This window comes from Providencia sp. PROV_01 (assembly GCF_053098325.1).
In genome coordinates, this window is sequence record NZ_JBRFKD010000002.1 from 265223 (window position 1) to 289790 (window position 24568).

24 protein-coding genes are annotated in these 24568 nt (G+C 37.0%); 15 read left to right on the forward strand and 9 right to left on the reverse strand.

The window, feature by feature from the left end:
* Positions 1-93: 93 nt before the first annotated feature.
* Positions 94-1974 carry a glycoside hydrolase family 3 protein gene (locus tag ACU696_RS01990; RefSeq protein WP_115168158.1) on the forward strand — a complete coding sequence of 627 codons (1881 nt, stop codon included), beginning with the start codon at positions 94-96 and terminating at the stop codon, positions 1972-1974.
* 125 nt (positions 1975-2099) lie between these two features.
* Positions 2100-3056, forward strand: coding sequence for an OmpG family monomeric porin (locus tag ACU696_RS01995; protein ID WP_196718901.1), 957 nt, complete (start codon positions 2100-2102; stop codon positions 3054-3056).
* Between the two features lie 150 nt (positions 3057-3206).
* On the opposite strand, the gene ACU696_RS02000 is transcribed toward ACU696_RS01995, so the two are convergent.
* From ACU696_RS02000 to ACU696_RS02040, 9 genes are all read right to left on the reverse strand, one after another.
* The gene (locus tag ACU696_RS02000; RefSeq protein ID WP_115168159.1) at positions 3207-4220 is read right to left on the reverse strand and encodes a sulfate ABC transporter substrate-binding protein; all 1014 of its coding nucleotides are present in this window, start codon (positions 4218-4220) and stop codon (positions 3207-3209) included.
* A gap of 183 nt (positions 4221-4403) precedes the next feature.
* On the reverse strand, positions 4404-5381 hold the full coding sequence (gene pfkA / locus ACU696_RS02005) for a 6-phosphofructokinase (RefSeq protein ID WP_004265237.1): 978 nt from the start codon (positions 5379-5381) through the stop codon (positions 4404-4406).
* Positions 5382-5786: 405 nt separating this feature from the next.
* Positions 5787-6731, reverse strand: a complete 945-nt coding sequence (locus tag ACU696_RS02010; RefSeq protein ID WP_109912960.1) for a phosphatidate cytidylyltransferase — start codon at positions 6729-6731, stop codon at positions 5787-5789.
* Positions 6728-7369, reverse strand: a complete 642-nt coding sequence (locus ACU696_RS02015; protein WP_102140622.1) for a lysophospholipid acyltransferase family protein — start codon at positions 7367-7369, stop codon at positions 6728-6730. The genes ACU696_RS02010 and ACU696_RS02015 overlap by 4 nt, the downstream gene beginning before the upstream one ends.
* Before the next feature lie 237 nt (positions 7370-7606).
* Positions 7607-8359 (reverse strand): metalloprotease LoiP, encoded by a 753-nt coding sequence (gene loiP, locus ACU696_RS02020; protein WP_004907010.1) that lies wholly within the window; start codon positions 8357-8359, stop codon positions 7607-7609.
* 226 nt (positions 8360-8585) lie between these two features.
* The gene (locus tag ACU696_RS02025; RefSeq protein WP_004907006.1) at positions 8586-9167 is read right to left on the reverse strand and encodes a HutD/Ves family protein; all 582 of its coding nucleotides are present in this window, start codon (positions 9165-9167) and stop codon (positions 8586-8588) included.
* Between the two features lie 81 nt (positions 9168-9248).
* Positions 9249-9533, reverse strand: coding sequence for an addiction module antidote protein (locus ACU696_RS02030; RefSeq protein ID WP_004265229.1), 285 nt, complete (start codon positions 9531-9533; stop codon positions 9249-9251).
* The gene (locus tag ACU696_RS02035; RefSeq protein WP_115168161.1) at positions 9530-9832 is read right to left on the reverse strand and encodes a type II toxin-antitoxin system RelE/ParE family toxin; all 303 of its coding nucleotides are present in this window, start codon (positions 9830-9832) and stop codon (positions 9530-9532) included. Before ACU696_RS02035 ends, ACU696_RS02030 begins: the two co-directional genes overlap by 4 nt.
* A gap of 244 nt (positions 9833-10076) precedes the next feature.
* Entirely contained in the window at positions 10077-10664 is a 588-nt protein-coding gene (locus ACU696_RS02040; protein ID WP_209102571.1) for a Spy/CpxP family protein refolding chaperone, read from the reverse strand.
* 150 nt (positions 10665-10814) lie between these two features.
* Between ACU696_RS02040 and cpxR the strand changes: the two genes are divergently transcribed.
* The 13 genes from cpxR to ACU696_RS02105 all read left to right on the forward strand — a co-directional run bounded on the left by cpxR (position 10815) and on the right by ACU696_RS02105 (position 24556).
* Positions 10815-11513 carry an envelope stress response regulator transcription factor CpxR gene (gene cpxR / locus ACU696_RS02045; protein ID WP_004907000.1) on the forward strand — a complete coding sequence of 233 codons (699 nt, stop codon included), beginning with the start codon at positions 10815-10817 and terminating at the stop codon, positions 11511-11513.
* A complete protein-coding gene (cpxA, locus tag ACU696_RS02050) occupies positions 11510-12880 on the forward strand; it encodes an envelope stress sensor histidine kinase CpxA (protein WP_004906999.1) in 1371 nt (456 codons plus the stop codon). The genes cpxR and cpxA overlap by 4 nt, the downstream gene beginning before the upstream one ends.
* A 477-nt stretch (positions 12881-13357) precedes the next feature.
* Entirely contained in the window at positions 13358-14797 is a 1440-nt protein-coding gene (locus ACU696_RS02055; protein ID WP_447343023.1) for a capsule assembly Wzi family protein, read from the forward strand.
* 594 nt (positions 14798-15391) lie between these two features.
* Positions 15392-15856: an adenylyltransferase/cytidyltransferase family protein gene (locus tag ACU696_RS02060; RefSeq protein ID WP_209102560.1), complete on the forward strand. Its 465-nt coding sequence runs from the start codon at positions 15392-15394 to the stop codon at positions 15854-15856.
* Positions 15856-16452, forward strand: coding sequence for an SDR family oxidoreductase (locus tag ACU696_RS02065; RefSeq protein WP_209102558.1), 597 nt, complete (start codon positions 15856-15858; stop codon positions 16450-16452). The genes ACU696_RS02060 and ACU696_RS02065 overlap by 1 nt, the downstream gene beginning before the upstream one ends.
* Before the next feature lie 2 nt (positions 16453-16454).
* Positions 16455-17624 carry a CDP-glycerol glycerophosphotransferase family protein gene (locus tag ACU696_RS02070; protein WP_209102556.1) on the forward strand — a complete coding sequence of 390 codons (1170 nt, stop codon included), beginning with the start codon at positions 16455-16457 and terminating at the stop codon, positions 17622-17624.
* On the forward strand, positions 17608-18711 hold the full coding sequence (locus tag ACU696_RS02075; protein WP_209102554.1) for a glycosyltransferase: 1104 nt from the start codon (positions 17608-17610) through the stop codon (positions 18709-18711). Before ACU696_RS02070 ends, ACU696_RS02075 begins: the two co-directional genes overlap by 17 nt.
* Complete coding sequence (locus ACU696_RS02080) at positions 18699-19961, forward strand: hypothetical protein (RefSeq protein ID WP_209102551.1); 1263 nt, start codon at positions 18699-18701, stop codon at positions 19959-19961. The genes ACU696_RS02075 and ACU696_RS02080 overlap by 13 nt, the downstream gene beginning before the upstream one ends.
* A 29-nt stretch (positions 19962-19990) precedes the next feature.
* The gene (locus tag ACU696_RS02085) at positions 19991-21145 is read left to right on the forward strand and encodes an EpsG family protein (protein ID WP_209102542.1); all 1155 of its coding nucleotides are present in this window, start codon (positions 19991-19993) and stop codon (positions 21143-21145) included.
* A 19-nt stretch (positions 21146-21164) separates the two neighbouring features.
* Positions 21165-21971: a glycosyltransferase gene (locus ACU696_RS02090; protein WP_209102540.1), complete on the forward strand. Its 807-nt coding sequence runs from the start codon at positions 21165-21167 to the stop codon at positions 21969-21971.
* Between the two features lie 9 nt (positions 21972-21980).
* A complete protein-coding gene (locus ACU696_RS02095) occupies positions 21981-22928 on the forward strand; it encodes an NAD-dependent epimerase/dehydratase family protein (RefSeq protein WP_109912514.1) in 948 nt (315 codons plus the stop codon).
* 48 nt (positions 22929-22976) lie between these two features.
* Positions 22977-24122: a polysaccharide export protein gene (locus ACU696_RS02100; RefSeq protein WP_209102538.1), complete on the forward strand. Its 1146-nt coding sequence runs from the start codon at positions 22977-22979 to the stop codon at positions 24120-24122.
* A 5-nt stretch (positions 24123-24127) separates the two neighbouring features.
* The gene (locus tag ACU696_RS02105) at positions 24128-24556 is read left to right on the forward strand and encodes an arsenate reductase/protein-tyrosine-phosphatase family protein (RefSeq protein WP_196718915.1); all 429 of its coding nucleotides are present in this window, start codon (positions 24128-24130) and stop codon (positions 24554-24556) included.
* Positions 24557-24568: the final 12 nt, after the last annotated feature.

The following is a 24568-nucleotide window of genomic DNA, read 5'->3' on the forward strand; positions in this document are numbered from 1 at the left end:
AAAGAGAGAATACTACCAACTGTGAGCACTCTCACATCATAAATATATTCAGCCACTTATTATCTTCCGAAAAATAACCTAGAGAAAATAAAAATGAAGAAATTCACTTTACTTAGTGCTTGTATTTTCAGTGCATTTTCAATGGCTAACCCAATAACACAAGCCCAATTGAATGAATTATGGCAAGACAAACAAAAGTCTGCTCAAGAAATAGTGGATAATATGTCCGAGGCTGAGAAAATTGGTCAGCTCTTCATGTTAGATTTCAGATATTGGAATAAAGACAGCCATGGGGAACCCGCCCCTTTTCTCGTTATGAATGATGAAGTTTCTAAGGTTATCAATCAGTACCATCTCGGCTCGGTGATCCTATTTAGAGAAAATCTGATTGATACACCACAAACTGTGGAGTTAATTAATAAACTTCAATCTTCCCGCAGTAACCTTCCATTATTTATTGGCACCGACCAAGAAGGGGGCTATGTCACCCGCTTACGCGTAGGTACCGAAATGCCTGGTAATATGGCACTAGGCGCAACACGTAACCCAGCCCTTGCAGAACTAACAGGGATGATCCACGGATATGAGCTATCCAGTCTTGGTTTTAATATCAATTTTGGCCCAGTTGTTGATGTTAATAACAATCAAAATAACCCAGTGATAGGGGTACGTTCATACTCAGATGATAAAAATTTAGTTGGAACTCTGGCCACCAGCTATATTCAAGGTATTCATAAATATAATTTATTGACGTCACTTAAGCATTTCCCTGGTCACGGAAATGTTTCTGCTGACTCTCATGTTGATTTACCCGTTGTTAATTCTGACGCAAAAACATGGCGAGATACTGAACTCGTCCCATTCAAATACGCGTTATCTCATGGTGCTGATGCCGTCATGACCGCACATATTATTGTACCAGCACTGGATGACCATAAAATCACCACACTTGCAGGTAAACAAGTTGGCACCCCAGCGACGCTTTCCAAACCTATTTTGCATGATATTTTACGTGATGAGCTCAACTATGACGGCTTGATAGTGACAGATGCCATGGATATGGGGGCTATTGCAGACAATTTCGATATTAATTGGGCGGTAGAAACCTCGTTACTTGCTGGCTCAGATATTATTCTTATGCCAATCAAAATGTGGGACTCCCAAGCGGTTTCTCGTTTAGATAACATGTACCGCTATTTAGAAACACAAGCAGAAAAAAATCCAGAACTGAAGAAACGTATTGATGAATCCGCAAAACGTGTGGTGCTGAAAAAGCTTCAGCAAGAAATTACGGCACAACCTGTAGACTTAGTGAAAGCGGAACAAGTCGTCGCATCAAAAGGTCATAAAGATATTGAAAATATGGTTTCTGAGCAGGCTATCACATTAATTAAGAATGAGAATGTACTGCCTTATCAATTAAAACCGCTCAATCGAATTTTCACTATTTCTGATGAAAAACCACGCAATACTTTAATTCAAAAACAGTTAAATGATATCGCACAAGAAACGGGAGTTGCAATTATTACAGGCGAAAGTGTCGTTAAATTGAATGAAAACACACTAACTCAAGATGAAGCAAAAAAACTGGTGCAAAACCAAGATTTGGTATTACTGACGACCTATAATTTAAAGGATACGCCAACGAATGCTCAGCGTATCATTGATGCTGCAAACCAGCTTAAAACCCCGATTGTTGTTATCTCTTCACGTAACCCCTATGACATTGCATACCTAAACAATGTAAGCGCAAATATTGCCATCTATGGTATCACTGGATTTGATATCACCAATAATAACCGCAATTCGTTAGAAACCAATATTCGTAGCGGGTTACGGACATTATTTGCCAACACTCATGGCCAGCCGCTAAACCCACCTCAAGGGGTGCTACCCGTTAATATCAAAAACCCACAAGGTAACAAAGTCCTGTTCCCTTATGGTCATGGCGAAACTTATTCCACAGTCAATTAATTACACAGCCTATTAATTATTACCAATGATTCCGCCTTTATACCTCCACGGTATAAAGGCCAGATACTAACGCCTTGAATAAAGGTATAAAAAAATAAAATACACATAAAAATTAAAGGGTTAAAATGAAAACTTCACTGAATGGTTTACTTTTTGTTACGCTCACAGGATTGGCAACATCCGTTTTCGCAGCCGATCAAGTCAATAATGATTACTGGCGCGTTTCTTCCAACGTCTATATGGAACTCGAAAAATTTGAAGGGCATCATAATACCAGCGGTCGTAAGGTCTACGACAAAACCACGATGGTTGGGCAGCTATTTTTAGTGAATCCTGAATCAAAATGGAGCTTTTTTCTGGAACATAAGGAATCATTAAGAAGCTACAACCATAATTTTTCAACATCCAAAGACTCTTTTATTCGTAATCGTACACAAATTGGTGCTACTCGGAAAATGTATGCCAGCGAGATTGGCCAGTTCAATTTAAATGTCACCTATCGCAAAGAATCCAATGACTCCGCACCAGGTACACAAGCGCGCCCATCGAATACGATGTTTTGGTTAATGCCTAGCGGGACATACAATTTCAATGATAAGTGGGCGTTTAACTTTTGGGATGCAGTTTATCACTACGACAATTTCCACGCCCCCAACAGTTATGAGTGGGAATCCGAGCACGGGCTTGTTTACAAGGTCAATGATTTCGCAACCGCCAAAGTCTATCTATACACCGATTGGACATGGGATAAAGACTTTAATAAGACATGGGAACAAAACCAAATTCGCGGTTATTTTCCTATCACGTTAAACCAGGATTGGAGCGTAATGCCTTATTTTCGCTATTATTTAAATGAACATAACTACGATAGCAACAAACGTACAACTCAGAAAGTTAAAGACGGCTACCGTGTCGGGACACAGGTTTTTTATAACTTAACACCAAAACTAACGCTATGGGGCGGCTTCGCGGTTGAACCTAGTACTTGGGAAAACCCAAAAAATGCAGGTATCACCTCTGGTGGCAATAACCGTCAAACATTTTATCTTGGCCAGTTAGGTGTCAAATACCAGTGGCAATAAATTAGCCCTAATATACCTCTCAGATAATACTCTAAATAGTTCAAATTGTAGGTAGGCGGCAAACAAACGAGGCCCTAGGAGCATACACCAGTATGTGACTAGGGCGAGTGCGTGCAGCCAACACCCCTACAAATTGAAATATGACGAGTATTAGCGTTGAATGATTTCGTCGAACACCCCTCCATTCGCAAAATGGGTTGCTTGCGCGGCTTGCCAGCCGCCAAAGCTGCCATCAACCGTCAACAGTTTTAGTTCAGGAAACTGTTGTTGATATTTTTTGGCCACTTCGCTATTTCGTGGGCGATAGTAGTTTTTAGCTGCAATTTCCTGCCCTTGCGCAGAATAGAGGTGCTCTAAATAAGCTTCTGCAACCGCCCTGCGGTCACGTTTATCGACGGTTTTATCGACAACAGCGACGGTTGGCTCAGCGAGAATCGAAATACTTGGCGTCACAATTTCAAACTGCCCGCTTTCCCCTAACTCATTGATGGCTAATAACGCTTCATTTTCCCAAGCAATTAATACATCGCCAATACCACGTTCAACAAAGCTATTGGTTGCGCCACGAGCCCCTGAATCGAGGACTTCCACATTTTGATACAGCTGTTTAACAAACTGCTTCGCTTTTTCAGAGTCTTGCTGGTTTTTATCTAATGCATATCCCCATGCTGCTAGATAATTCCAACGAGCTCCACCAGAGGTTTTCGGGTTGGGAGTCACCACAGAGACATCTTTGCGGACTAAATCATCCCAATCTTTGATGTTTTTCGGGTTATCTTTACGAACTAGAAAGACGATAGTCGATGTATAAGGAGCTGAGTTATCGGGAAGTTTTTCTATCCAGTTTTTATCTATACGACCACTTTGTGCAATAGCATCAACATCATAGGCTAAAGCTAACGTCACAACATCGGCTTCTAACCCATTCACCACTGATATAGCTTGCTTACCTGAGCCACCATGAGACTGGCGAACAGTGACGGTATCCCCCGTTTTCTTTTGCCAATAATCACTAAATTCCTGATTATATTGCTGATAAAACTCACGAGTCGGATCATAAGACACATTCAATAATTGAATGTTTTTCGCCCATGTCCCTGTCGCTAACAGCAATAGCAATGCTGTCGTGAATTGTGATTTTTTTACCTGCCATGAACGTGTCATTTGCCTTCCCTCATTAAATTTGCGATAAGGAGAGGCTGACAGATAGCATCAATTACGGGAAATAATTAAAAAGAAAAACTTATAAGAATGAGGAATATATGAACAGAGTATTATCTGGAATACAGGATCAAACCTGCATAGCGGGAAATCACTATGCAGGAGAGATTTGCAATTATAGAGGGATTAGTACAGCTTCTTCGCCGTATCAAACCAATCCTTCTTAAAGACGCGCTTCATATTCATAACCGCATCAATAATGTCATGATGGACTAATTTTTCATTTTGAATACCCACACAGCGCCCGCCGTAGCCTTCCAACAGAAGTTGAATGGAATAAGCCCCCATGCGTGATGCTAAAATACGGTCATAAGCAACCGGAGAACCACCACGTTGGATATGACCAAGAACCGTTGCACGGGTTTCGTGGTGTGTTTCCTGCTCAATATATTTCGCTAATTCACCCACATCACAAACGTGTTCGGTAATAGCAACAATCGCATGGCGTTTGCCTTTTTCAATACCACGTTTGATTTCTGATAATAGTTCTTCGCGGTCAAAAGCCATTTCCTGCTCAGGTAACACTAAGAACTCACAGCCCCCAGCAATCGCAGCAGATAGCGTTAAATCACCACAGTAGCGACCCATTACTTCAACAATAGAAATACGTTTATGGGACGTCGAGGTATCGCGAAGGCGGTCAATAGCCTCAACAACTGTTTCAAGTGCAGTGAAATAACCGATGGTATAGTCTGTGCCAGCAACGTCATTATCAATCGTTCCCGGTAAACCAATACATGGGAACCCAGCTTCCGTCAGTGCTTTAGCCCCCAAATAAGAACCGTCACCACCAATAACAACTAATGCGTCAATATGATTTTTCTTCAGATTATCGAATGCGACAGCACGCACTTTTTCATCACGGAATTGTGGAAAACGAGCTGAGCCTAAGAAGGTACCACCACGGTTAATCATATCTGACACGCTATACCGGTCTAATTGCTTCATGCGGTTTTCATATAGGCCAAGGTACCCGTCAAAAATACCCATGACTTCTAAACCTTCACCTAATGCCGCGCGAACCACACCGCGGATCGCTGCATTCATGCCTGGCGCGTCACCACCACTCGTTAAAACCCCAATTCTTTTAATCTGCTTGACCATGATGACCTCTGATTAATGAACATAAAATTGCAAATCGATAAAACCGTTACGCTGCTAATCTTTTTAACGCTAATTACGCTGGCTTACTAGTGCTGAATTGATTCACCTAACAGCATAATACGGCAAAGAGTGAATTATGCATCTGCTTTCCATCAAGCTTTTATGTTTTATTGTGATCCAGTTTACATAATTCTAGCCGATCACCCCAATAGGTAAATCTTTCAATGCAAAAAAAGCCCTAGAGTACCAACTAAAGCGAATTACCCTAGTTGAATCTTAGTTTGAAATAAAAATTAAGTATTGATGATAACACTTAAATTCCTTCGATGCTGTACCTATAAAACAAAAGAAAAGCACCATTTGGTGCTCTTTTAATTAACGAACAAAAACGAAAATAAAATTGGCCTATGTATAGTAATAACGCGTTAAATGGAAAAAAATAGGCGCGGCAAAACACAATGAGTCAATGCGATCCAGCATGCCCCCATGTCCTTCAATAATCGCCCCAAAATCTTTAATACCACTATCACGCTTAATGGCTGACATACATAACCCTCCCACAAACCCCATAATGGTAATCGCTAATGACATCAGTCCCGCAACCCACCAGCTAAATGGAGTTACCCAGTAAAGGCAAATACCAATAAGCACTGAAGATAATACGCCGCCAATAAAGCCTTCAATGGTCTTGTTTGGGCTCAACTTAGGCACAATAGGCCGTTTACCCATTAACTTACCAAAAACATACTGCAACACGTCTGAAATTTGCGTCACAATAATCAAGAAAAGTAATAATTTTACGTTTTCGCCTTCATAACCTTGAATATTCAGCATCAACAACGCGGGTACATGGCTCAAACAGAAAACCGCCACCAACATTCCCCACTGAATTTTTGCTGTTCGCTCAAGAAAATGAAAGGTATCTCCCGCTAAAGCAATGCGAGTTGGCAAGAAAAGGAAGACAAAAACAGGTACAAAAATTGAAAATAACCCATACCATTCAATACCAACCAAGACATATTGCAATGGAATAAAAACAAAAAAGCACCAAAATAATGCTTCATGGTCACTGCGCCGTGTTGGCGTTAAGGTAATAAACTCTCTGAGTGCAAAGAACGATATCAGCGCAAATAAGATCACCACACCTATATTGCCAAGCACAACAGCCAGTACACAAATAATGCACATGACCCACCATGCACGAATACGCGCATTCAAATTATCAATAGTTGGGTTGCTTTTTTCACCTGAATAACGGTATGCAAGAATACCACCAATAACACTAGCAAATACCAGTATCCCAAAAACACCTGACAACAATAATACTAATTCCCTGTCCCCAATATTCATGGCATTAGCTCCTCAAGCGCTACTTTTGCTCGCTGCAAAAAGGCGATTTTATTTTCATTTTCCATAAGAGGCTCCAGAGGCTTACCAACGATAGCTGAACAAATCACCGGCACAACAAGCTTTGACCCCTTCGGTAACACACGATTTAAATTTTCCAAATAAACGGGAACAACTTCAACATCAGGGTATTTTTTCGCGAGATGGTAAAGCCCACTTTTAAATTGGCTTAAAGTTTCCCCATCACCACGTGTGCCTTCAGGAAAAAATATTAATGAATGCTTTGCCTCTAATACTGACTCTAAAGGAGCTAATGTATTATTTTGAGCTGGCTTATCACCTTTTCTATCGACTAATACCGCCCGAAAAACCTTATTAACTAAATAACGTCGAAACGGTGTTTTGACCCAATAATCTTTAGCGGCAACCGGGTGAACAAAATGACGCATTAACGGCGGTAACCCAGACCAAATAACCAAACCATCAAGATGGCTTGAATGATTGGCATAATAAATACGTGTGGTCATTGAAGGTTGGCACCCTACCCAACGAGTGCGAACACCTGTTAATAAACGGCAGGTTCCCGATAACAGCATGCCCATTCCCTTAGCTAAAAGAGAAATTCTCTGCACTTTTTCCATCTTTTTTCCTTGCTAACGTTTTATCAAACGAAAATTTGCAAAATTACGAAAAGACCTGAATATCGTTTAATTAACAAGATAGAGAGTCGGTTACAGGAGCACAACGGGATAAGTTCTGATTTGCAATATAAGAAAAGTAATATTGAGATAAATAGCAGGAAATACGTGATTGGTGTAGCAATATATCATCATATTACTACACCAAAATAACACTCAACTAACGTCAATAATTAAATATTATTTTTTGTCAGCGGCAATACGGTCACGGATGTTTTGTGCACGTTCGCTTGATGGTGGGTGAGAGTCAAACATGCTTGTCTCGCCGCTACCCATTTTCGCTAATTTTTCAAAACCAGTGACTAAACCGTCAGTTTTAACACCACGTTTTTTTAGTAAGTCATAAGAGAAGTTATCTGCTTCGCTTTCTTGGTGTTGAGAGAACTGTGAGTTAATCAGTTTTTCACCCAGAGCTGCAACTTGTGATGCACTCAGTTGTTCTACAACGCCACCCGCTGATGCTGCGGCAGTACGTGCAGCAACTGCCGCATAAGCAACTTGCATTGCTTTACGTGTATGACCTAATGCAACGTGGCCCATTTCATGACCCAGAACGCCTTCAACTTCGTTATCGTTCATCACATCCATCAGGCCGCTATATACACGCACACAACCATTTGCCATTGCCCATGCGTTGACATCGCTAGTCAGATAAACTTTATAGTTTACTGGAGTACCATCAACTTCGTTACCCAGTGCTTTTGCAATTTTGTCTAAGCGTTTCGCATACTTGCTAGACGCTGGAGCAATTTTGTTTTGCGCATCCATTTCTTTACAAGATTGGTCACTTAATTGTTTAACATCAGAGTCAGTCAGTGTCGCAGCTTGGAATAATTGCATGCCTGAGTTAGTCAACATCCCTTGGTCTAAATTTTTACAACCCGTTAAAATGACAGCAGAAACAGCAACTGCCACAAGCGCTTTCATCTTCATAGAACATTTTTCCTTTAGTATATATAGGTATTATTTTTTAATGACGCTAAAGACTATAAATTCTGCGAAAAATAACAATAGGAATAAAGCCATAATTATCCAATATATGAATTTGATAACGTTTTTATTAAAATTGCAAAATAGACAGAATATTATTCCAATAATAGGTACACATACAGATTGCATGCAAATGGCCATTAGGGCAATGGCCAAAAAATCACTCTAACTACTTAATAAATAACTCAATAACACAAAAATCATTTTCTGTATTCTTTTCAACAATAAATTGCAGAGCTTCTCGATTTTCTTTAATTAATAGAGTGTCAAATGGCTTTAAATAAAAGGAATCTGAATTAATTTTCATACTCAAACGAGGTGTAATATTAAAAATTAAGATCTCACTAGCCCCACTCACCCAAGAATTAATGAACGCAGTATTCACCCATTGTAAGCGAGCTTGATATTTTTCAGGGTTATAGATGACATTAAAATCACGAATTGCACCTTGAACGAGTTCCGCATAAACCTCGCTTTCCCCATTAAAAGCAAAAAATTCTTTTTGCTGTAAGGTCACCGCCGGTTTCTTATCTACATGCAAAATAAGTCCTTCTCCTTCCAATACACCAATAATACGTTGCCGATTTTGGAAAAAGGAAAACGAGCCCGCCGTTTTAACATCTGCTATTGACACTCGCCAATCAAAATCATCTAAACCTTCACCATGGCTGCGCGCCAATTCAAGTGTCGACCCTTGGCCATTTTTCCAAGGCATATTGCGATAATCTTGCGTCGTTAATATCTGAGTCATAAGGTGAACCCTACTTTGGTGGATACATTATTTTTATAGTTAGCTTATCTAATGGCTAACCTAATCATAGATAAGCTATTTTTAGATACTCTTAAACTGTAACTTTAATCCGAGAGAATTAACGATTTTTATAATCGTCATAAATGTTGGATTTCCCTGTCCTGATAGTGCCTTATATAAACCTTCACGACTCATTCCAACTTCTTTAGCTAATTGACTCATATTTCTTGCCTTTGCAATATCACCAAGTGCAGCGAGAACTAGACTAGGGTCACCTTCTTCTAGAATTTCGTTTAGATACATTTGTATTTCTTCTTCACTGTTTAAATACTCAGCGATATCAAATTCTTTTAATTTAGTATTCATAGTTCCCCCTCAACTTCACCAAAAAGGAGTTTAGCTTTATGGATATCTTTCTGCTGCGTTGCCTTTGTTCCACCACAAAGTAAAATTATAATAACATTGCTTTTCTGCTTTAGATAAACACGATACCCTTGTCCTTCATGTACCCTCAGTTCCGAAAAGCCATCACCAATGGGTTGCACATCACCATAATTCCCATTCTTTAACCGCCTAATTCTCATTAGAATTTTAGTTTTAGCTCGAATATCTCTAAGGTTTTTAATCCAACTATCAAAACATTCCGTTGTTAGAACCGTGATCATAAGACTGCTCCTTGTCTTTATGTTTTTATCTTAGCAATCTTCGTTTAGTTGTCAACTATAGTTAACAAACATGAATAAAAGACTAGTTTAGAAATAAAAAAAAAGCCCCTAAAAGGGGCTATAAAAGACAGGGATGGTGTCTATGGCAAGGAAAAACTTCACTTATTGCTACTTCACTACTTACTATGGAACTCAGGATATAAAATTAACTAACTTGCATTACTACAGGTACTAACAACTAAACTTACTGAAACTGCATCGCTTGAAATTCTGCCATTTTATGCTGATTCATTTCTTGTTGGTGAATGTGTTCAAGCTCTGTTTTCTGTTCTGGCGTTAACAACTGGTACAATTCGTGATGAATTCGAGCCATTTCAACACGTTGTTCCAGTTCTTTTTGCATTCGTTTTTCAAGTTCTTCACGAACCGCTTTGTCATCAAAGCTATCCGCTATAATTAATTTGTGCAGTGCTTCACGTTCTTTAACTAAAGCAGAGTTATCAACATGATAATGGCGCTGTGTTGCCATTAAATCACGTAATTGCTGACGCTGTTTTTCATTTAACGTGATACCATTAAACATAAAGGTACTGGCACGTTCTTCACTGCTAAATAACTCATGATGTTGAAAGGGCACAACCACATTGCCTGTTGGCTTAGTTGTTGGCTCGGACTGCATCTGTAACATCAAAGGTGTTGAACTTTCATTTGCAGCACTTTGTAGCTCTTCTGCAAAAGCAACCGCTGGTCCGAACACAAACGCAGAAGCTAAAACTAACATTGCGGTTTTATGTACTGTATTATGTACTTTGCTATGTGTTGTTCTCAGCATTTGACACCTTGTCTCCGAACTGTGCTCGTGATTCAATGTGAACAAATATACACCTGTGGCTGCAAACTAGCGTCAGAGCATGTAAAAGAACGTAAAGTCATGGAATCGTACAGATTGTTATCGTATTTTGGCAGTTGGAGGACTTAAAAAATGCATAAAATCCTATTAGTTGATGACGACCGTGAACTCACGTCGCTGTTAAAAGAACTGCTGGAAATGGAAGGTTTCAATGTTGTCATCGCCTATGATGGTGAACAGGCATTACAGCAAATTGACTCATCCATTGACCTGTTACTACTTGATGTCATGATGCCGAAAAAAAATGGTATTGAGACATTAAAAGAACTGCGCCAAATCCATCAGACCCCCGTTATCATGTTAACGGCTCGCGGTAGTGAGTTAGATAAGGTTCTGGGCCTAGAACTAGGTGCAGACGACTATCTACCTAAACCGTTCAATGACCGTGAACTGGTAGCACGTATTCGTGCTTTATTACGCCGTTCTAACTGGAGCGAGCAAACTCAAGGCGACAATAGCAATACCCCTGTTTTACAAGTTGATAAACTGCAACTTAACCCAGGTCGCCAAGAAGCCAGCTTTGATGAGGAAATTTTGGACTTAACAGGGACAGAATTTACGTTGTTATATCTACTCGCACAGCACCTAGGCCAAGTGGTTTCTCGTGAACACCTTAGCCAAGAAGTACTTGGGAAGCGCTTAACACCGTTTGACCGTGCTATTGATATGCATATTTCAAACTTACGCCGCAAACTTCCAGAACGCACTGATGGCCAGCCGTGGTTTAAAACTCTACGTGGCCGCGGATACTTAATGGTTTCTGCCACATGATCAACAGCTTAACCGCAAGGATCTTTGCGATCTTCTGGTTTACCCTCGCACTAGTATTAATGCTAGTGCTGATGGTGCCCAAGCTCGACTCTCGGCAAATCACCGTCCTGATGGAAAGTGAACAACGCCAAGGGGAGATGCTTGAGCAGCATATTGAAGCCGAACTCGCACAAGCTCCGATGAATGACCTACTTTGGTGGCGGCGTATTTCTAACGCCATCAAAAAATGGGCACCTCCCGGCCAACGGTTGATTATCGTCACCAGTGAAGGCCGCGTGATTGGTGCAATGCCAAGTGAAATGCAGGTAATACGTAACTTTATTGGGCAGTCCGATAACGCGGATCACCCGAAAAAGAAAAAATATGGACGAGCCGAAATCCTCGGTCCTTTCTCCATTCGTGATGGGGAAGACCACTACCAACTGTATTTAGTTCGCCCAGCAAGCAGCCCACAATCTGACTTTATTAATTTATTGTTTGATAGGCCTTTCTTATTACTGATTGCCACCATGCTGATCAGTGCTCCACTATTATTATGGTTATCTTGGAGTCTCGCCCGCCCTGCTCGTAAATTAAAAATGGCCGCGGACGATGTAGCGAAAGGAAATTTACGCCCACACCCAGAACTAGAAGCCGGTCCGCAAGAGTTCTTGTCTGCGGGAAATAGCTTTAACCAGATGATCAGTGCCCTTGATGGTATGGTTAGCGCGCAGCAACGCTTAATCTCTGATATTTCTCATGAATTACGCACTCCACTGACTCGTTTGCAACTGGCAACCGCCTTATTGCGCCGTCGCCATGGGGAAAGTAAAGAGCTCGAACGCATTGAAACCGAGACCCATCGCCTAGATAGCATGATTAACGATTTACTGGTGTTATCCCGTAGCCAGCATAAAAACGAAATTTTGCGTGAAAATATCAAAGCCGATGAACTTTGGGGTGATATCCTAGATGATGCTAGCTTTGAAGCTGAGCAAATGAACAAAACGCTCGAAGTCACTTCTCACCCAGGGCCTTGGCCGTTATATTGCAACCCTTCTGCCGTCGGTAGTGCATTTGAAAATATTGTGCGTAACGCATTACGTTATTCGCATACACACATTGCCGTTGATTTCAAAGAAGAAAACAACGGTATTCTCATCACAGTCGATGATGATGGCCCCGGTGTTAGCCCTGCTGACCGCGAGCACATTTTCCGCCCATTCTACCGCACTGATGAAGCTCGAGACCGAGAAACAGGCGGTACTGGTTTAGGTCTTGCAATTGTTGAAACCGCCATAACACAACATAAAGGTTGGGTGAAAGCGGATGACAGCCCATTAGGTGGTTTAAGGTTACAAATCTGGCTACCTGAACACGGCCGATAAATTAGCTTTATTCATTACCAATAACCCCCTTTCTTTTTATTAAAGAAGGGGGTTATTTTTTTAATCAACATCTACCATTATTAATAGAGAATAGTCCTATATTGCCTCTAAAAACAACAATTCCTAAATACCCGACCAATATAAAACTCTATTTTTATACTATTTAACCCATAAAAAAAGAATAATAGAGAAGAATACTTAAAATTAACCATGTGGTAATCCAACAAAAAGTATATCGTTTTATATCTTAATATGTTACTAACTTCTACACCGACTATATTAATCTGATATTCTGTTTTACTTAGTTAAAGTGTGATAATTGATATTAATAGAAAGCACAGAAGCCCAACTCAATGCAAATTAAGATACTTATAATGTGGGCTGATAATAATCATATTTTAACTTTATTTAATTTACAGGTTTTCCCTTATTAACCTGTTCAATATTAGGCGAACTCAACTTCAAATGGATTTATCAATGAAAAAATTCAAGCTCACTAAGCTAGCCATACTTGCTGTGTTCGGCGCCATAAGTGCACAAAGCGTTGCGGGGGGATTAGTTCTACCCGATAACAACTTACGCAGTGATCTTGCTTGGCTTTCTGAACGTAACGTCATCCAAATTAGCTTATCAACTTGGCCACTCTCCCAAGAAGAAATCACGCGTTCTTTAAATAATGCAAATATTACTAATAGCGAACAAGAAGCCATTATTCAGCGCATTAAAAAGAACCTTGACCGTAAGAAAAACAGCGTTCAACTAGAAACTCACCTTGCATCTAGCCACAACTCTATGCCACAAGGCTTTGCCCAGAGTGAATATAGTGATATTCGCTATACTGTTTCAGGTAACTACAGCACTGATGACGTAGACTTAAACCTGACCTCAAATGGTGAACGTGCTTTACGCGTTGAAAATGGTTCTGACTACAACCTCAATGGCTCATATGGCGGTGTCAAAATTTGGAACCAATGGGTATCCTTTGGTGAAATCCCACAATGGTGGGGACCGGGCCACGATGGTAGCTTAATTCGTACCGATGCGGCTCGCCCTGTTACTGGCTTTTTAATTCAACGCGCTGACCAAAGCCCATTTGAAACGCCATGGCTTTCTTGGATTGGTTCGTGGCAATACCAGCTCACTGCGGGGCAAATCAAACAATATTCTTCCCAACCAAACACTAAACTGATTGGTTTACGCATGACCATGAACCCAACTGACTTCTTCGAACTCGGTGGTTCTCGCGTAGTCATGTGGGGAGGCGATGGCCGCCCTAATAACTGGAACTCTTTCTGGAATGCAATGGGTGGTAGGGATAATACTGGCGACTATAACGATGACCCGGGTAACCAACTGGCAGGTTTAGACTTCAAACTGAAACTTTACCCATTAATCGACCTACCCGTTAGTTTCTATGGTCAAATGGTCGGTGAAGATGAAGCTGGGCTATTCCCATCGAAAAACGCCTTTATGGGCGGTATCGAAGGTTATCACACACTATGGGGGCAACCTTTAAATTGGTATATTGAAGGCGCGAATACCCATACTGAGTGGGACAAAGACGGCGTAATGTATCGACACTTTATCTACAAAAATGGTTATTACCAACAAGGTGCATCACTAGGCCACGCGATGGGCGGCGACGGGCGCATGCTCACCACCAAAGTGGAATACACTCTCGATGATGACAACCGCGTCAGTTCTCGCTTGATGTACGCAAAAGTGAATAAATCTAACTTTGATGGCAACAAGTTGTTCCCTAAATCAGAAACCATCAAAGGTGTTGATTTCGGTTGGTGGCATAACTTTGACAATGACGTCAGCACTGATGCGAAAGTTTGGGTATCTAAAACTGATTACGAAACACGCAATGATTTAGGCGCTGCTGTTACGGTAAACGTACCGTTTAAGTGGTAGTTAGCAGATATTAAGCATATTTTATCAAAAACGGGTTATGTTTTTAGCATAATCCGTTTTTTATCCCTCGAACATTATTATTCTAGCCAAAAATACGCCATTCATATAATCCCTCATGACAACCAAGTTAATTAATATAATCAATTAAGTATTTTATTAATCTATTCCTACGCGGAATTCGGATAAATATAGAAATATTAGGATCTGGCCTTTATTGAACCCACACTAAAAGCAATGATATACAAGGAATAACTTAACTTAAATATTTAATCGCGTACAAAGCGTAAGAATAGGATTATAACCTAATAATTTAAAATAACTTATTCTATTGGTGATTGTGTTAGGACTATTCTCTAACACTATCGCAGTGATAGTCAGTAACTAGCTTTAATGGTATTATTAATCGCTTTTTACTTGACCAAATAAATGCTGAGGCATACCCTTTGGCGGTCAAAAAACAATAAGCTTTGCTTATCAATTGAGCAAATTAGCAAAAAATGCAATGTTTTCAATTGATAAGTATGCATTTACAAATTCAATGGTGCTCTGGGACCCGACAACCCAGTGCGGTAGCTATGTAGGTAATAAATTAATATGGATAAAAAAATTGTTGTATATGTTTCTGGTACTTTCGACCTATTCCATAATAATCATTTAAAAATGATAAACTATGGGAGAGGCTTAGGAGATGTTTTAATAGTTGGCGTTAGTACAGATGAACTTGTTTGCTCATATAAAAAAGAGCCCTCTGTCCCATTTGAAGAAAGAATTGCAATAATAGAAGGTTTAAAAACACCTGATATAGTTATTCCGCAGCATACATTAAATCATACCGATACAGTCAAAAAACTAAATATAGATATTTTTGTTATCGGAGATGACTGGTATCCCAAATATGACTATTTAAAAGAGTTAGGAGTACAAGTATTTTATTTTCCATACGGAAAGGGAGTAAGCTCAACAAACTTGAAAAAGCAGATATATGAGCAATATAAAGAAATTTTAGATAAAACAGACAAGCACCCAATACCCAACCCTCTCCAAGAGAGTAGTAAATAATGAATATCATAATAACTGGAGGAAATAGCGATATTGCAACATATATCTCTATGAAACTTGAAAACTCAAATTTTATGGTATATCGCCCTTCTAAAGAAGAGCTGGATGTAACCAGCGAATTGAGTGTTGAGTCCTATTTCGCATCTACCCCTGTTGATATTCTTATAAATTGTGCAGGCACATTATACTCAAGTAACATAATAGATTCATGTCCAAAGTTATGGATTAGAGATATAAATGTAAACCTTATTGGGACTTATTTAACTTGTAGAATGGCATTAATTCATAATCCTAAATGTAAAATAATTAATATCTCTTCAACTGCTGCATTTAATGCATATAACGATTGGAGTTCATATTGTGCATCTAAATCTGGAGTTTTGAAGATATCAAAAGCTCTTGAGCTAGACAATTTTAATGTTGTAACGCTCTGCCCTGGAGCTATAGATACAAAAATCAGGAAAAATTTAACTATTGATAACCCTAATGTAATGAATCTTGAAGAAGGTTGCAGCCCTATATTAGATGCTATAAATAATGCATACTCTAATGGAGCTGTTATTTTTTACAGAAAAAATGAATTTAAGATATTATAAAAATGAAAAATATATTATCTCTAGTACTTATGATATTATTAAGTATAATCTTTTTACCTATAAAGAAAAAAAATAATAAAATTATTATAAATTCATTTAAAAATAACAAATATAATTTTTATAGTCGGGTTTTTTTTGAGTACCTAATAAAAAACAAAGAAAAAAACAATTTAATTGTAAAATTTGTAATTAACAACAAAGAAGAAAGAGATAGACTAAATCAAACTATAGGCCCTTACTTTATTGACTCTAAAACATTTAAAGGCATAATAGAAATATTAAGCTCCAAGTATTGGATAAGCTCCTGCAAACCAATATATTCATTTCCTTTAGCGTTGCTCAATAGAATGAAAATAAACGTATGGCATGGAGTACCATTTAAGACTATTGCACTTAAAGATAAAAATCAAAATAAAATAAAAAAAATCATTTATAAATATTATTATTCTAATATTTTCTATGATTTATTCCTTTGTTCTTCATCTGAAACATCTAAGCTATTCAAGGAAAGCTTTTCATTGAATGAAAAAAACATATACATTGGAGGAAGTTTAGCTGGTGAAATGTTCGGAGAATCAATAGACAAAGTATCAAATGATGTTGTAAAAAATCTTTTACAGCAAGGAAGAAAAAAAAAGGTTTTGTATGCCCCCACATATAGAGATAATGGAAAAACCATTTACTTCCCATTTCCCGAAATGGAAAAAAATGAATTTGAGTCCTTCTTAAAAGAACATGATATCACTATATATGTAAGACCTCACCACTTAGACCAAGGATACAAGAAATATATTACTTGGGATGGAATAGAATATTTTGGTAGTGACCTAGTACCTGAAATAACATTTTACTTAAAAGAATTTGACATCTTAATCTCAGACTATTCAAGCATAATATTTGATTACATGTTAACCGATGGTTATCAAATATTATTACCATATGATAAAGTAGAATATGAAAGAGTACGTGGTCTCAACTATAAAATTAAAGACTTATCTTATGGAAAAATCGTCTTTAGTTATGATGATTTTAAGAATTCCATTGCTTTTCCATATGAAAATATAGATAGAAAAAACAAGCTCAAAAATAGATTCCATTCTATAGATTCCTTTCAGTGCAATAAATTACTAAATAGAATAATAGTTGAACATAAAAATGAAAGAAATAATTAACGTAGCCAATATAGACCCTTCAGAAAAGGCCGGTGGCCTTAATTTAATGGTCAAAAATATAGTTTCAACCCAAAACCAATTAGGGCTTAGTAGTTTATTACTTTATTTTTCCGAGACTCGCTATAAAGATGATAAAATAGAATATCCAAACATCAAATACAATGGTTTTATTTCTTTTTTGCGTGGAATAAAAAGGAATAAACACTATGTATTTCACTCTATTTATAATAAAAAATACATATTCATGATGCTGATGATAAAACTATTAGGCGCTAACTACAGCATACATGCTCATGGTTCCCTCAGTAAACATTGCATAAAAAAGTCTTTTTTAAAAAAATCTTTATATTTATTAATTATAAAAATAATGACTAAAATGTCATCATTTTTAATATTTTCAAATAAATCCGAACATGAAAATTCAATTATAAAAAAAACAAATAGAATAATATACATTCCAAATTTAATACCAAACATAGAACCTATAACGCTTACTCGAGATTTTTTTCGCATTGTTTATATTGGTAAAATAGATTATTACTATAAAGGAATATCCCAATTACTAATTGCCTTCTCTGAATTTATAAAAACTAACAATAATTTCAAGTTAGAGTTATATGGTTTTGGGAATAAAAAAAACATTGATTTAAATAACATTTGCTCGTCTGAACAAGATATTATTAGATTAAAAAGAGATGTTGAATCACTAAACCTACAAAATAATGTTAAGTTTTTAGGTCCAATCATTGATAGAGAGAAAATAAATACACTTTGTTCAACTGGTGCATTTATTCTTACTTCCAACTCCGAAGCTATGCCTTTGAGTATTTCTGAAGCTTTAGCATGCGGAACGCCTGTTATAATTAGTAAGCAAACTAATATGGGAAATTATATTAAGCAATATGGTTCTGGAATTGTTTGCGACAATACACCAGAATCAATACTAGATGCACTTATCGCATATAAGAGTGAACTAATTCCTGAATATAATAAGGTTAGCGAACAAGCAACCAAATGCTTCATTAATGAACTAAGTAGCGATCAACTTCCTAAATTCATATTAGAGCTTACTAAATGTATCAAATAACATTAGCTCTAATAAAAAAACATAAAGATAGCATTGTTACCACCTTATCACTACTAATAAATAGGGGGCTAGATGCTGTAGTATTACTAGTAATAACACCTTATCTTATAAAAACTTTTAGTATCGAATTTTATGGAGAAATGATATATTACCTTTCTATCATATATATTATCCAAACAGTTATAATATTTGGATTTGATAATTATATACTCTATAAAACTAGTAATATTAAGCGTGGTCAATCTGAAATACTGTCAACAATAATAAGCGTTAAATTAATATTATTATTTATAACTTCAATAGGATATATAATATATTGTCTATTTACTTTCGAAACTGACGGTAAATATTTTTATCCTTATTTATTTTTGATATTACCTTTAGCGGAGTGCTTTAATTTTTCACATTATTTTGTTGTTGAAAAAATGACTCCATATCTTGTAAAAATTTCTATCTTTAGGCTAGCTTTCTTTGCAACATTAACATTAACATTAATTAATAGCCCAAGCGACCTAAACCTTTATTCATTAGTTTTAACATTATCCTACCTTTTTTCCGTGCTTATACAAAACATAATGCTTAAAAAGCACAGAAATATTACCATTCGCCTAGTATATGACTGGAAAAATATTAGAGTTTGTTTTAAGGATGCAAGTAAGTTTTTCGGACTAAAGTTTTTTCAAGTATTATCCGATAAGTTATACATCATAATAGCAGGAATGTGGATTGGGTATAGCTCTGTTACAATTATAGACATCTCAATAAAACTTTACCTTGTTATTTTAATGCCAGTTCAAATATTAGTAGTTGGAATATTGCCTAAATTTATAAAAAAAGAATCTACTTTAGATTTTAGATACTGCTCTTTTTTGGTCATATTAATATCTATAATTTTAATTCCATCATCAATTTTATTTAAAAATAATATTGATCTATATTTTTTCCATCGACAACTTGAAGAGCTTAATAACTTATATCTAATAATATCAATTAGTGCTATATTATTTATAATCTCTTTTTTAATATCTGAATTATATTTAAATCCAATGGGAATGCTTAGTTCCTCAATATACTCCTCTGCATTTACCTTCATCATAACATCTGTTATCGTTTTATTTTTTCATTATTTTTTTACACTAACTACAAATAAGGTATTATTGATATTTTTGATTTCAAAGTTCCTTGATTGTCTTTTTAAATGGTTTTTATTGCTAAATAATAATAGCAGAAAAAATAAAAAACTAATATAAAAACAACCATCAACACTACAGTGATATATATGAAAACTGAAAGATATCTGGTTTCACTTTTTTTATTCGTAATTAGTTTATTAGGATTAGCATATGCACCTATTATAACTGTTTTTATATGTGTATTATATTGCATACTATTACCTAAATCTCATTCTAAACTAATAATTATTCCAATTATAATTAACCTTTGCTTAGCATTAGCAATTTTATTTTCCTCTAAGAACTTTCATGGTGGCGCCACTGATTTTGAAACTTATTATCACTTTTATCAAAGTATACTACAAAATATTAATAGGTATGGAGTTAGTGGTGCATGGGTAGGTACTTATAGTCGATTTGAACCTTTATATTATATCTTGAACATTATCATAGGTGTAACATTTGGTGCTCTTTCAGAAATACAATTTTCCATTTTAATGAATTTTATTTGCCTTCTATTTGTTGCTATTTCACTAATAAAGTACTCATCTAGATTTAATATAAAAAACATTTTATTCGTTATTATATTTACATTATTTATCCTAAAAACAGGAAGTCTAACATTATTTTGGCGGCAAAGCTTAGCAGCTGCTTGCATAATACTGGCTATCACATATCAAAATAAATTAAGGCTTGTATGGTTTGCTCTTTCAATAGGTTTTCATATTTCTAGCATCTTTGTTTTCCCAATATCTTTATTTTGTCTTTCACAAAAAAAACCAAAATATTACTTATACTTTATATTATTAGTAGTCGCGATAATTTGGCCATTTATTGGCAGTTCTATACTCGTTAATATAGTTAATATTTTCGGATTACCAAGTAACTCATTTTTTATAAATGATAACGACTACCCATACTTTACTGATTCAATCAAAACTATTTTATACTCTATACCCGTTCTGTTTTTTTACTACATTCAAAGAAATGAAAGAACTGATCCGATTTTTTTTATTTTATTATTTGAAGTGTTTTTTTTAATATCATTTTCATCCATACCTCACTTCTTTAGAATAATATACCCAATATCTACAATAATCATTTACTTTCAAACTGCTTATTTAGCTTTAAAATTAAACAATATTTTCTTCATTACTTTTTTTATTTTATCTCTATTTATTAATTTTTTTAGATTGACATCTAGTGAACTTGGATATCAATTTCCGTTTTACTCAACTGATGTAGTTTATTATTTATTATAACATCTAATAGTAGGCTTTTATGTTATTTTCTGTTTTAATGTCTGTATATAAAAATGAAAAACCCACTTACTTTGATAAATGTCTTTCCAGTTTATCCACACAAAAAACCCTACCAAAGGAAATTATAATTGTCATTGATGGTGCTATTCCGGTAGAAATAACAAAAGTAATTTTAAAATGGAAAAAAATATTACCAATAATTGATATCCCCCTTGAAAGTAATATAGGTTTAGGAAATGCCCTCAATGAAGGATTAAAGTACTGCTCAAATAACTGGGTATTTAGAATGGATACAGATGATTTGTGTACTCCTAATAGATTTATGAAACAAATCGAATATATACAAAAAAATCCTAACATTTCACTTTTCGGTTCTTGTACAGAAGAATTTGACTCCAGCATGTCCAATTCACTAGGTTTGAGAAAAGTTCCAACTAGTCATAATGAAATCAAACAATATACAAAGCGAAGAAATCCTTTTAATCATATGACCGTAGCCTTTCGTAAAGATGTCATCGAATCTGTTGGTGGCTATCAACATCATCTTTATATGGAAGACTACAACTTATGGATAAGAGTTATTGCGGCAGGTCACCAAGTGGGAAACATTGATGAGGTATTAGTTAATGTTCGTGGTGGCGACTCCATGGTGAAAAGACGAAAAGGCTTAGTATATATAAAAAGTGAATTACAACTTGCAAAATTGAAAATAGAAAAAAATATTGATTCTCCTATCGGAGCCTATTCAAATTTCATCATACGTAGCCTCCCTAGATTATTACCAACTTACATGTTATCTAAAGTTTATAAAAAATTAAGAAAATAAAGGTTCAATATGCTAACTATCATCGGTGGTTCCGGTTTTATCGGCACCCGTCTCTCTAATCAATTAAAATCCCAAAATATCGATTTCAAAATTGTTGATATTCAAAAAAGCGAAGCTCATCCTGAAAAATGGGAATTTGGTGATGTTACCAAACCTGAAACACTTATTGAGCCATTAAAAGGCAGTGATGTTATTATTAATTTGTCTGCTCAACATAAAGATAATGTGCACCCAATTAGCCTTTACTATGAAGTGAATGTTGATGGTGCTAAAAATGTCTGTGATGTGGCTGAACAGCTTGGCATTAAACATATTGTATTTACCTCTTCTGTCGCTGTTTATGGCTTTGTTGAAAAAGAAACTGGCGAAGACGGTGAATACCATCCGTTTAATGACTATGGCAAATCAAAACTTGAAGCCGAATATGTCTATGATGCATGGCAAGCCAAGTCAGCGGATAATATCTTAGTCACCATACGTCCAACAGTTGTTTTTGGTGAAAATAACCGCGGTAATGTTTATAATTTATTCCGCCAAATTGCTTCAGGCCGTTTCTTAATGATTGGAGCAGGGAATAACCAAAAATCGATGGCTTATGTTGAAAATGTCGCCGCATTTATTTATTTTGCGACCACGTTTACAACTGGAAAACATGTTTTCAATTATATTGATAAACCTGACTTTACCATGAATGAACTAACCACCGTGATTTGTGGTGCATTAGATAAACCCAAATCAAATATCCGAGTTCCTTACCCAATCGGAATATTAGGCGGTTACTGCTTCGACATTCTTTCTAAAGTGACAGGTAAAGAATTTCCTGTCAGCAGTATTAGAGTGAAAAAATTCTGTGCAAGAACACAATTTAAATCAAACTACATTGCTGATACCTCATTTACACCACCAGTTACACTGGAAAAAGGTATCGCTAATACAGTTCAATACGAATTCAAATAAAATAGGCGAGTGCCTTTAACCATATTGCTATAGGGATAGAGTGTATTTATGAAGCGTCTTTCTGTTGCTGTACTCATGCTAACCGCATTAACGGGCTGCACCATCACCCCCGGTGCCTATATATCAACCTCAGGCAAAAATGTGGTTGATACGGGTGACCGTGACATTACCAAATTGGTTGATATCTACCCAATTTCACCAAAATTGTTGGATGATATGTACACCGCACCCACCATTGCTAAACCGAATGCACAGTTAGAAAAGCAACTGACTCACTATGAATACCGCGTAGGGGCAGGTGATGTATTAACCATTACGGTTTGGGACCACCCTGAATTGACTATCCCTGCGGGTTCATACCGTAGTGCGCAAGACTCCGGTAACTGGGTACATTCCGATGGCACTATCTACTACCCGTATATTGGTAAAGTCAAAGTGATCGGTAAAACCGTTACTGAAATCCGAACTCTGATCAGCAACCGTTTAGCCACCTATATCGAATCCCCACAAGTGGATGTGAGTATTGCCGCCTTCCGTTCACAAAAAATGTATGTTTCGGGTGAAGTGGCGAAACCAGGTACCTTGCCAATTACCAACGTGCCACTGACTATCTTAGAAGCCTTTAATAATGCCGGTGGTTTAACCGAAAAAGCCGATTGGGATAATGTGGTGCTTACCCGTAACGGCAAAGAAATCAAAGTGTCATTACAAGATTTAGTTCAGTACGGCGATTTAACCCAAAACTACCTGATGCTACCGGGTGATGTGCTATATGTGCCGCGTAATGATAGCCAAAAAGTGTTTGTGATGGGTGAAGTGGGTCAACCAACGACCTTAACCATTGACCGTGCGGGTATGAGTATTACTGAAGCCCTAAGCAAAGCGAGCGGGATAGACCAAAATACTGCCAATGCAACGGGTGTATTTGTTATCCGCCCAATTAAAAACCAACCAGCAGAAGACAAAGAACTCGAAGCGCTATTACCGAAAAAAATGGCCGCGGTGTATCAGTTAGACTTATCAGATGCCACCTCACTTGTTATGGGTACTGAATTTAAACTACAACCTTATGACTTAGTGTATGTTACCGCTGCGCCTGTGGTACGTTGGAACCGTTTGATTACCCAACTGTTACCAACTATTGCTTCATATAATCAGTTAACCGAAGGTACCAAGCGTATTCACGACTGGTAATCGATATGTTTAATAATATTCTCGTTGTTTGTATGGGAAATATCTGTCGCTCTCCTACGGGGGAGCGTTTATTGCAACAGTATTTTCCCAAAAAAACGGTTCATTCGGCAGGTATTATCGCTAAAAATGATATGCCTGCTTATGACAGTGCCATCCGGATTGCCGAGCAACATAGCCTTTCCCTTGAAAACCATCAATCACGTCGATTAACCAGCGAAATATGCCATAAAGCAGACTTAATCCTAGTGATGGAAAACGATCATATTGCTAAAATCCACCAGCAGTTTCCTGAAACTCGCGGTAAAGTGATGTTATTTGGGCAATGGATCAATAAAACTGAAATCCCTGACCCGCACAAACGCAGCGATGAAATGTTTGAACATGTTTACCAGTTGATGGAAAAAGCCGCGATTGCTTGGCAAGGCAAAATTTAATTTTATTTATTG

Excerpts from the sequence above, each read along its gene's own strand:
- ACU696_RS01990 (WP_115168158.1), top strand. The coding sequence starts at position 94 with ATGAAGAAATTCACTTTACTTAGTGCTTGTATTTTCAGTGCATTTTCA.
- ACU696_RS01995 (WP_196718901.1), top strand. The coding sequence starts at position 2,100 with ATGAAAACTTCACTGAATGGTTTACTTTTTGTTACGCTCACAGGATTG.
- ACU696_RS02000 (WP_115168159.1), bottom strand. The coding sequence starts at position 4,220 with ATGACACGTTCATGGCAGGTAAAAAAATCACAATTCACGACAGCATTG.
- pfkA (WP_004265237.1), bottom strand. The coding sequence starts at position 5,381 with ATGGTCAAGCAGATTAAAAGAATTGGGGTTTTAACGAGTGGTGGTGAC.
- ACU696_RS02010 (WP_109912960.1), bottom strand. The coding sequence starts at position 6,731 with ATGAATATTGGGGACAGGGAATTAGTATTATTGTTGTCAGGTGTTTTT.
- ACU696_RS02015 (WP_102140622.1), bottom strand. The coding sequence starts at position 7,369 with ATGGAAAAAGTGCAGAGAATTTCTCTTTTAGCTAAGGGAATGGGCATG.
- loiP (WP_004907010.1), bottom strand. The coding sequence starts at position 8,359 with ATGAAGATGAAAGCGCTTGTGGCAGTTGCTGTTTCTGCTGTCATTTTA.
- ACU696_RS02025 (WP_004907006.1), bottom strand. The coding sequence starts at position 9,167 with ATGACTCAGATATTAACGACGCAAGATTATCGCAATATGCCTTGGAAA.
- ACU696_RS02030 (WP_004265229.1), bottom strand. The coding sequence starts at position 9,533 with ATGAATACTAAATTAAAAGAATTTGATATCGCTGAGTATTTAAACAGT.
- ACU696_RS02035 (WP_115168161.1), bottom strand. The coding sequence starts at position 9,832 with ATGATCACGGTTCTAACAACGGAATGTTTTGATAGTTGGATTAAAAAC.
- ACU696_RS02040 (WP_209102571.1), bottom strand. The coding sequence starts at position 10,664 with ATGCTGAGAACAACACATAGCAAAGTACATAATACAGTACATAAAACC.
- cpxR (WP_004907000.1), top strand. The coding sequence starts at position 10,815 with ATGCATAAAATCCTATTAGTTGATGACGACCGTGAACTCACGTCGCTG.
- cpxA (WP_004906999.1), top strand. The coding sequence starts at position 11,510 with ATGATCAACAGCTTAACCGCAAGGATCTTTGCGATCTTCTGGTTTACC.
- ACU696_RS02055 (WP_447343023.1), top strand. The coding sequence starts at position 13,358 with ATGAAAAAATTCAAGCTCACTAAGCTAGCCATACTTGCTGTGTTCGGC.
- ACU696_RS02060 (WP_209102560.1), top strand. The coding sequence starts at position 15,392 with ATGGATAAAAAAATTGTTGTATATGTTTCTGGTACTTTCGACCTATTC.
- ACU696_RS02065 (WP_209102558.1), top strand. The coding sequence starts at position 15,856 with ATGAATATCATAATAACTGGAGGAAATAGCGATATTGCAACATATATC.
- ACU696_RS02070 (WP_209102556.1), top strand. The coding sequence starts at position 16,455 with ATGAAAAATATATTATCTCTAGTACTTATGATATTATTAAGTATAATC.
- ACU696_RS02075 (WP_209102554.1), top strand. The coding sequence starts at position 17,608 with ATGAAAGAAATAATTAACGTAGCCAATATAGACCCTTCAGAAAAGGCC.
- ACU696_RS02080 (WP_209102551.1), top strand. The coding sequence starts at position 18,699 with ATGTATCAAATAACATTAGCTCTAATAAAAAAACATAAAGATAGCATT.
- ACU696_RS02085 (WP_209102542.1), top strand. The coding sequence starts at position 19,991 with ATGAAAACTGAAAGATATCTGGTTTCACTTTTTTTATTCGTAATTAGT.
- ACU696_RS02090 (WP_209102540.1), top strand. The coding sequence starts at position 21,165 with ATGTTATTTTCTGTTTTAATGTCTGTATATAAAAATGAAAAACCCACT.
- ACU696_RS02095 (WP_109912514.1), top strand. The coding sequence starts at position 21,981 with ATGCTAACTATCATCGGTGGTTCCGGTTTTATCGGCACCCGTCTCTCT.
- ACU696_RS02100 (WP_209102538.1), top strand. The coding sequence starts at position 22,977 with ATGAAGCGTCTTTCTGTTGCTGTACTCATGCTAACCGCATTAACGGGC.
- ACU696_RS02105 (WP_196718915.1), top strand. The coding sequence starts at position 24,128 with ATGTTTAATAATATTCTCGTTGTTTGTATGGGAAATATCTGTCGCTCT.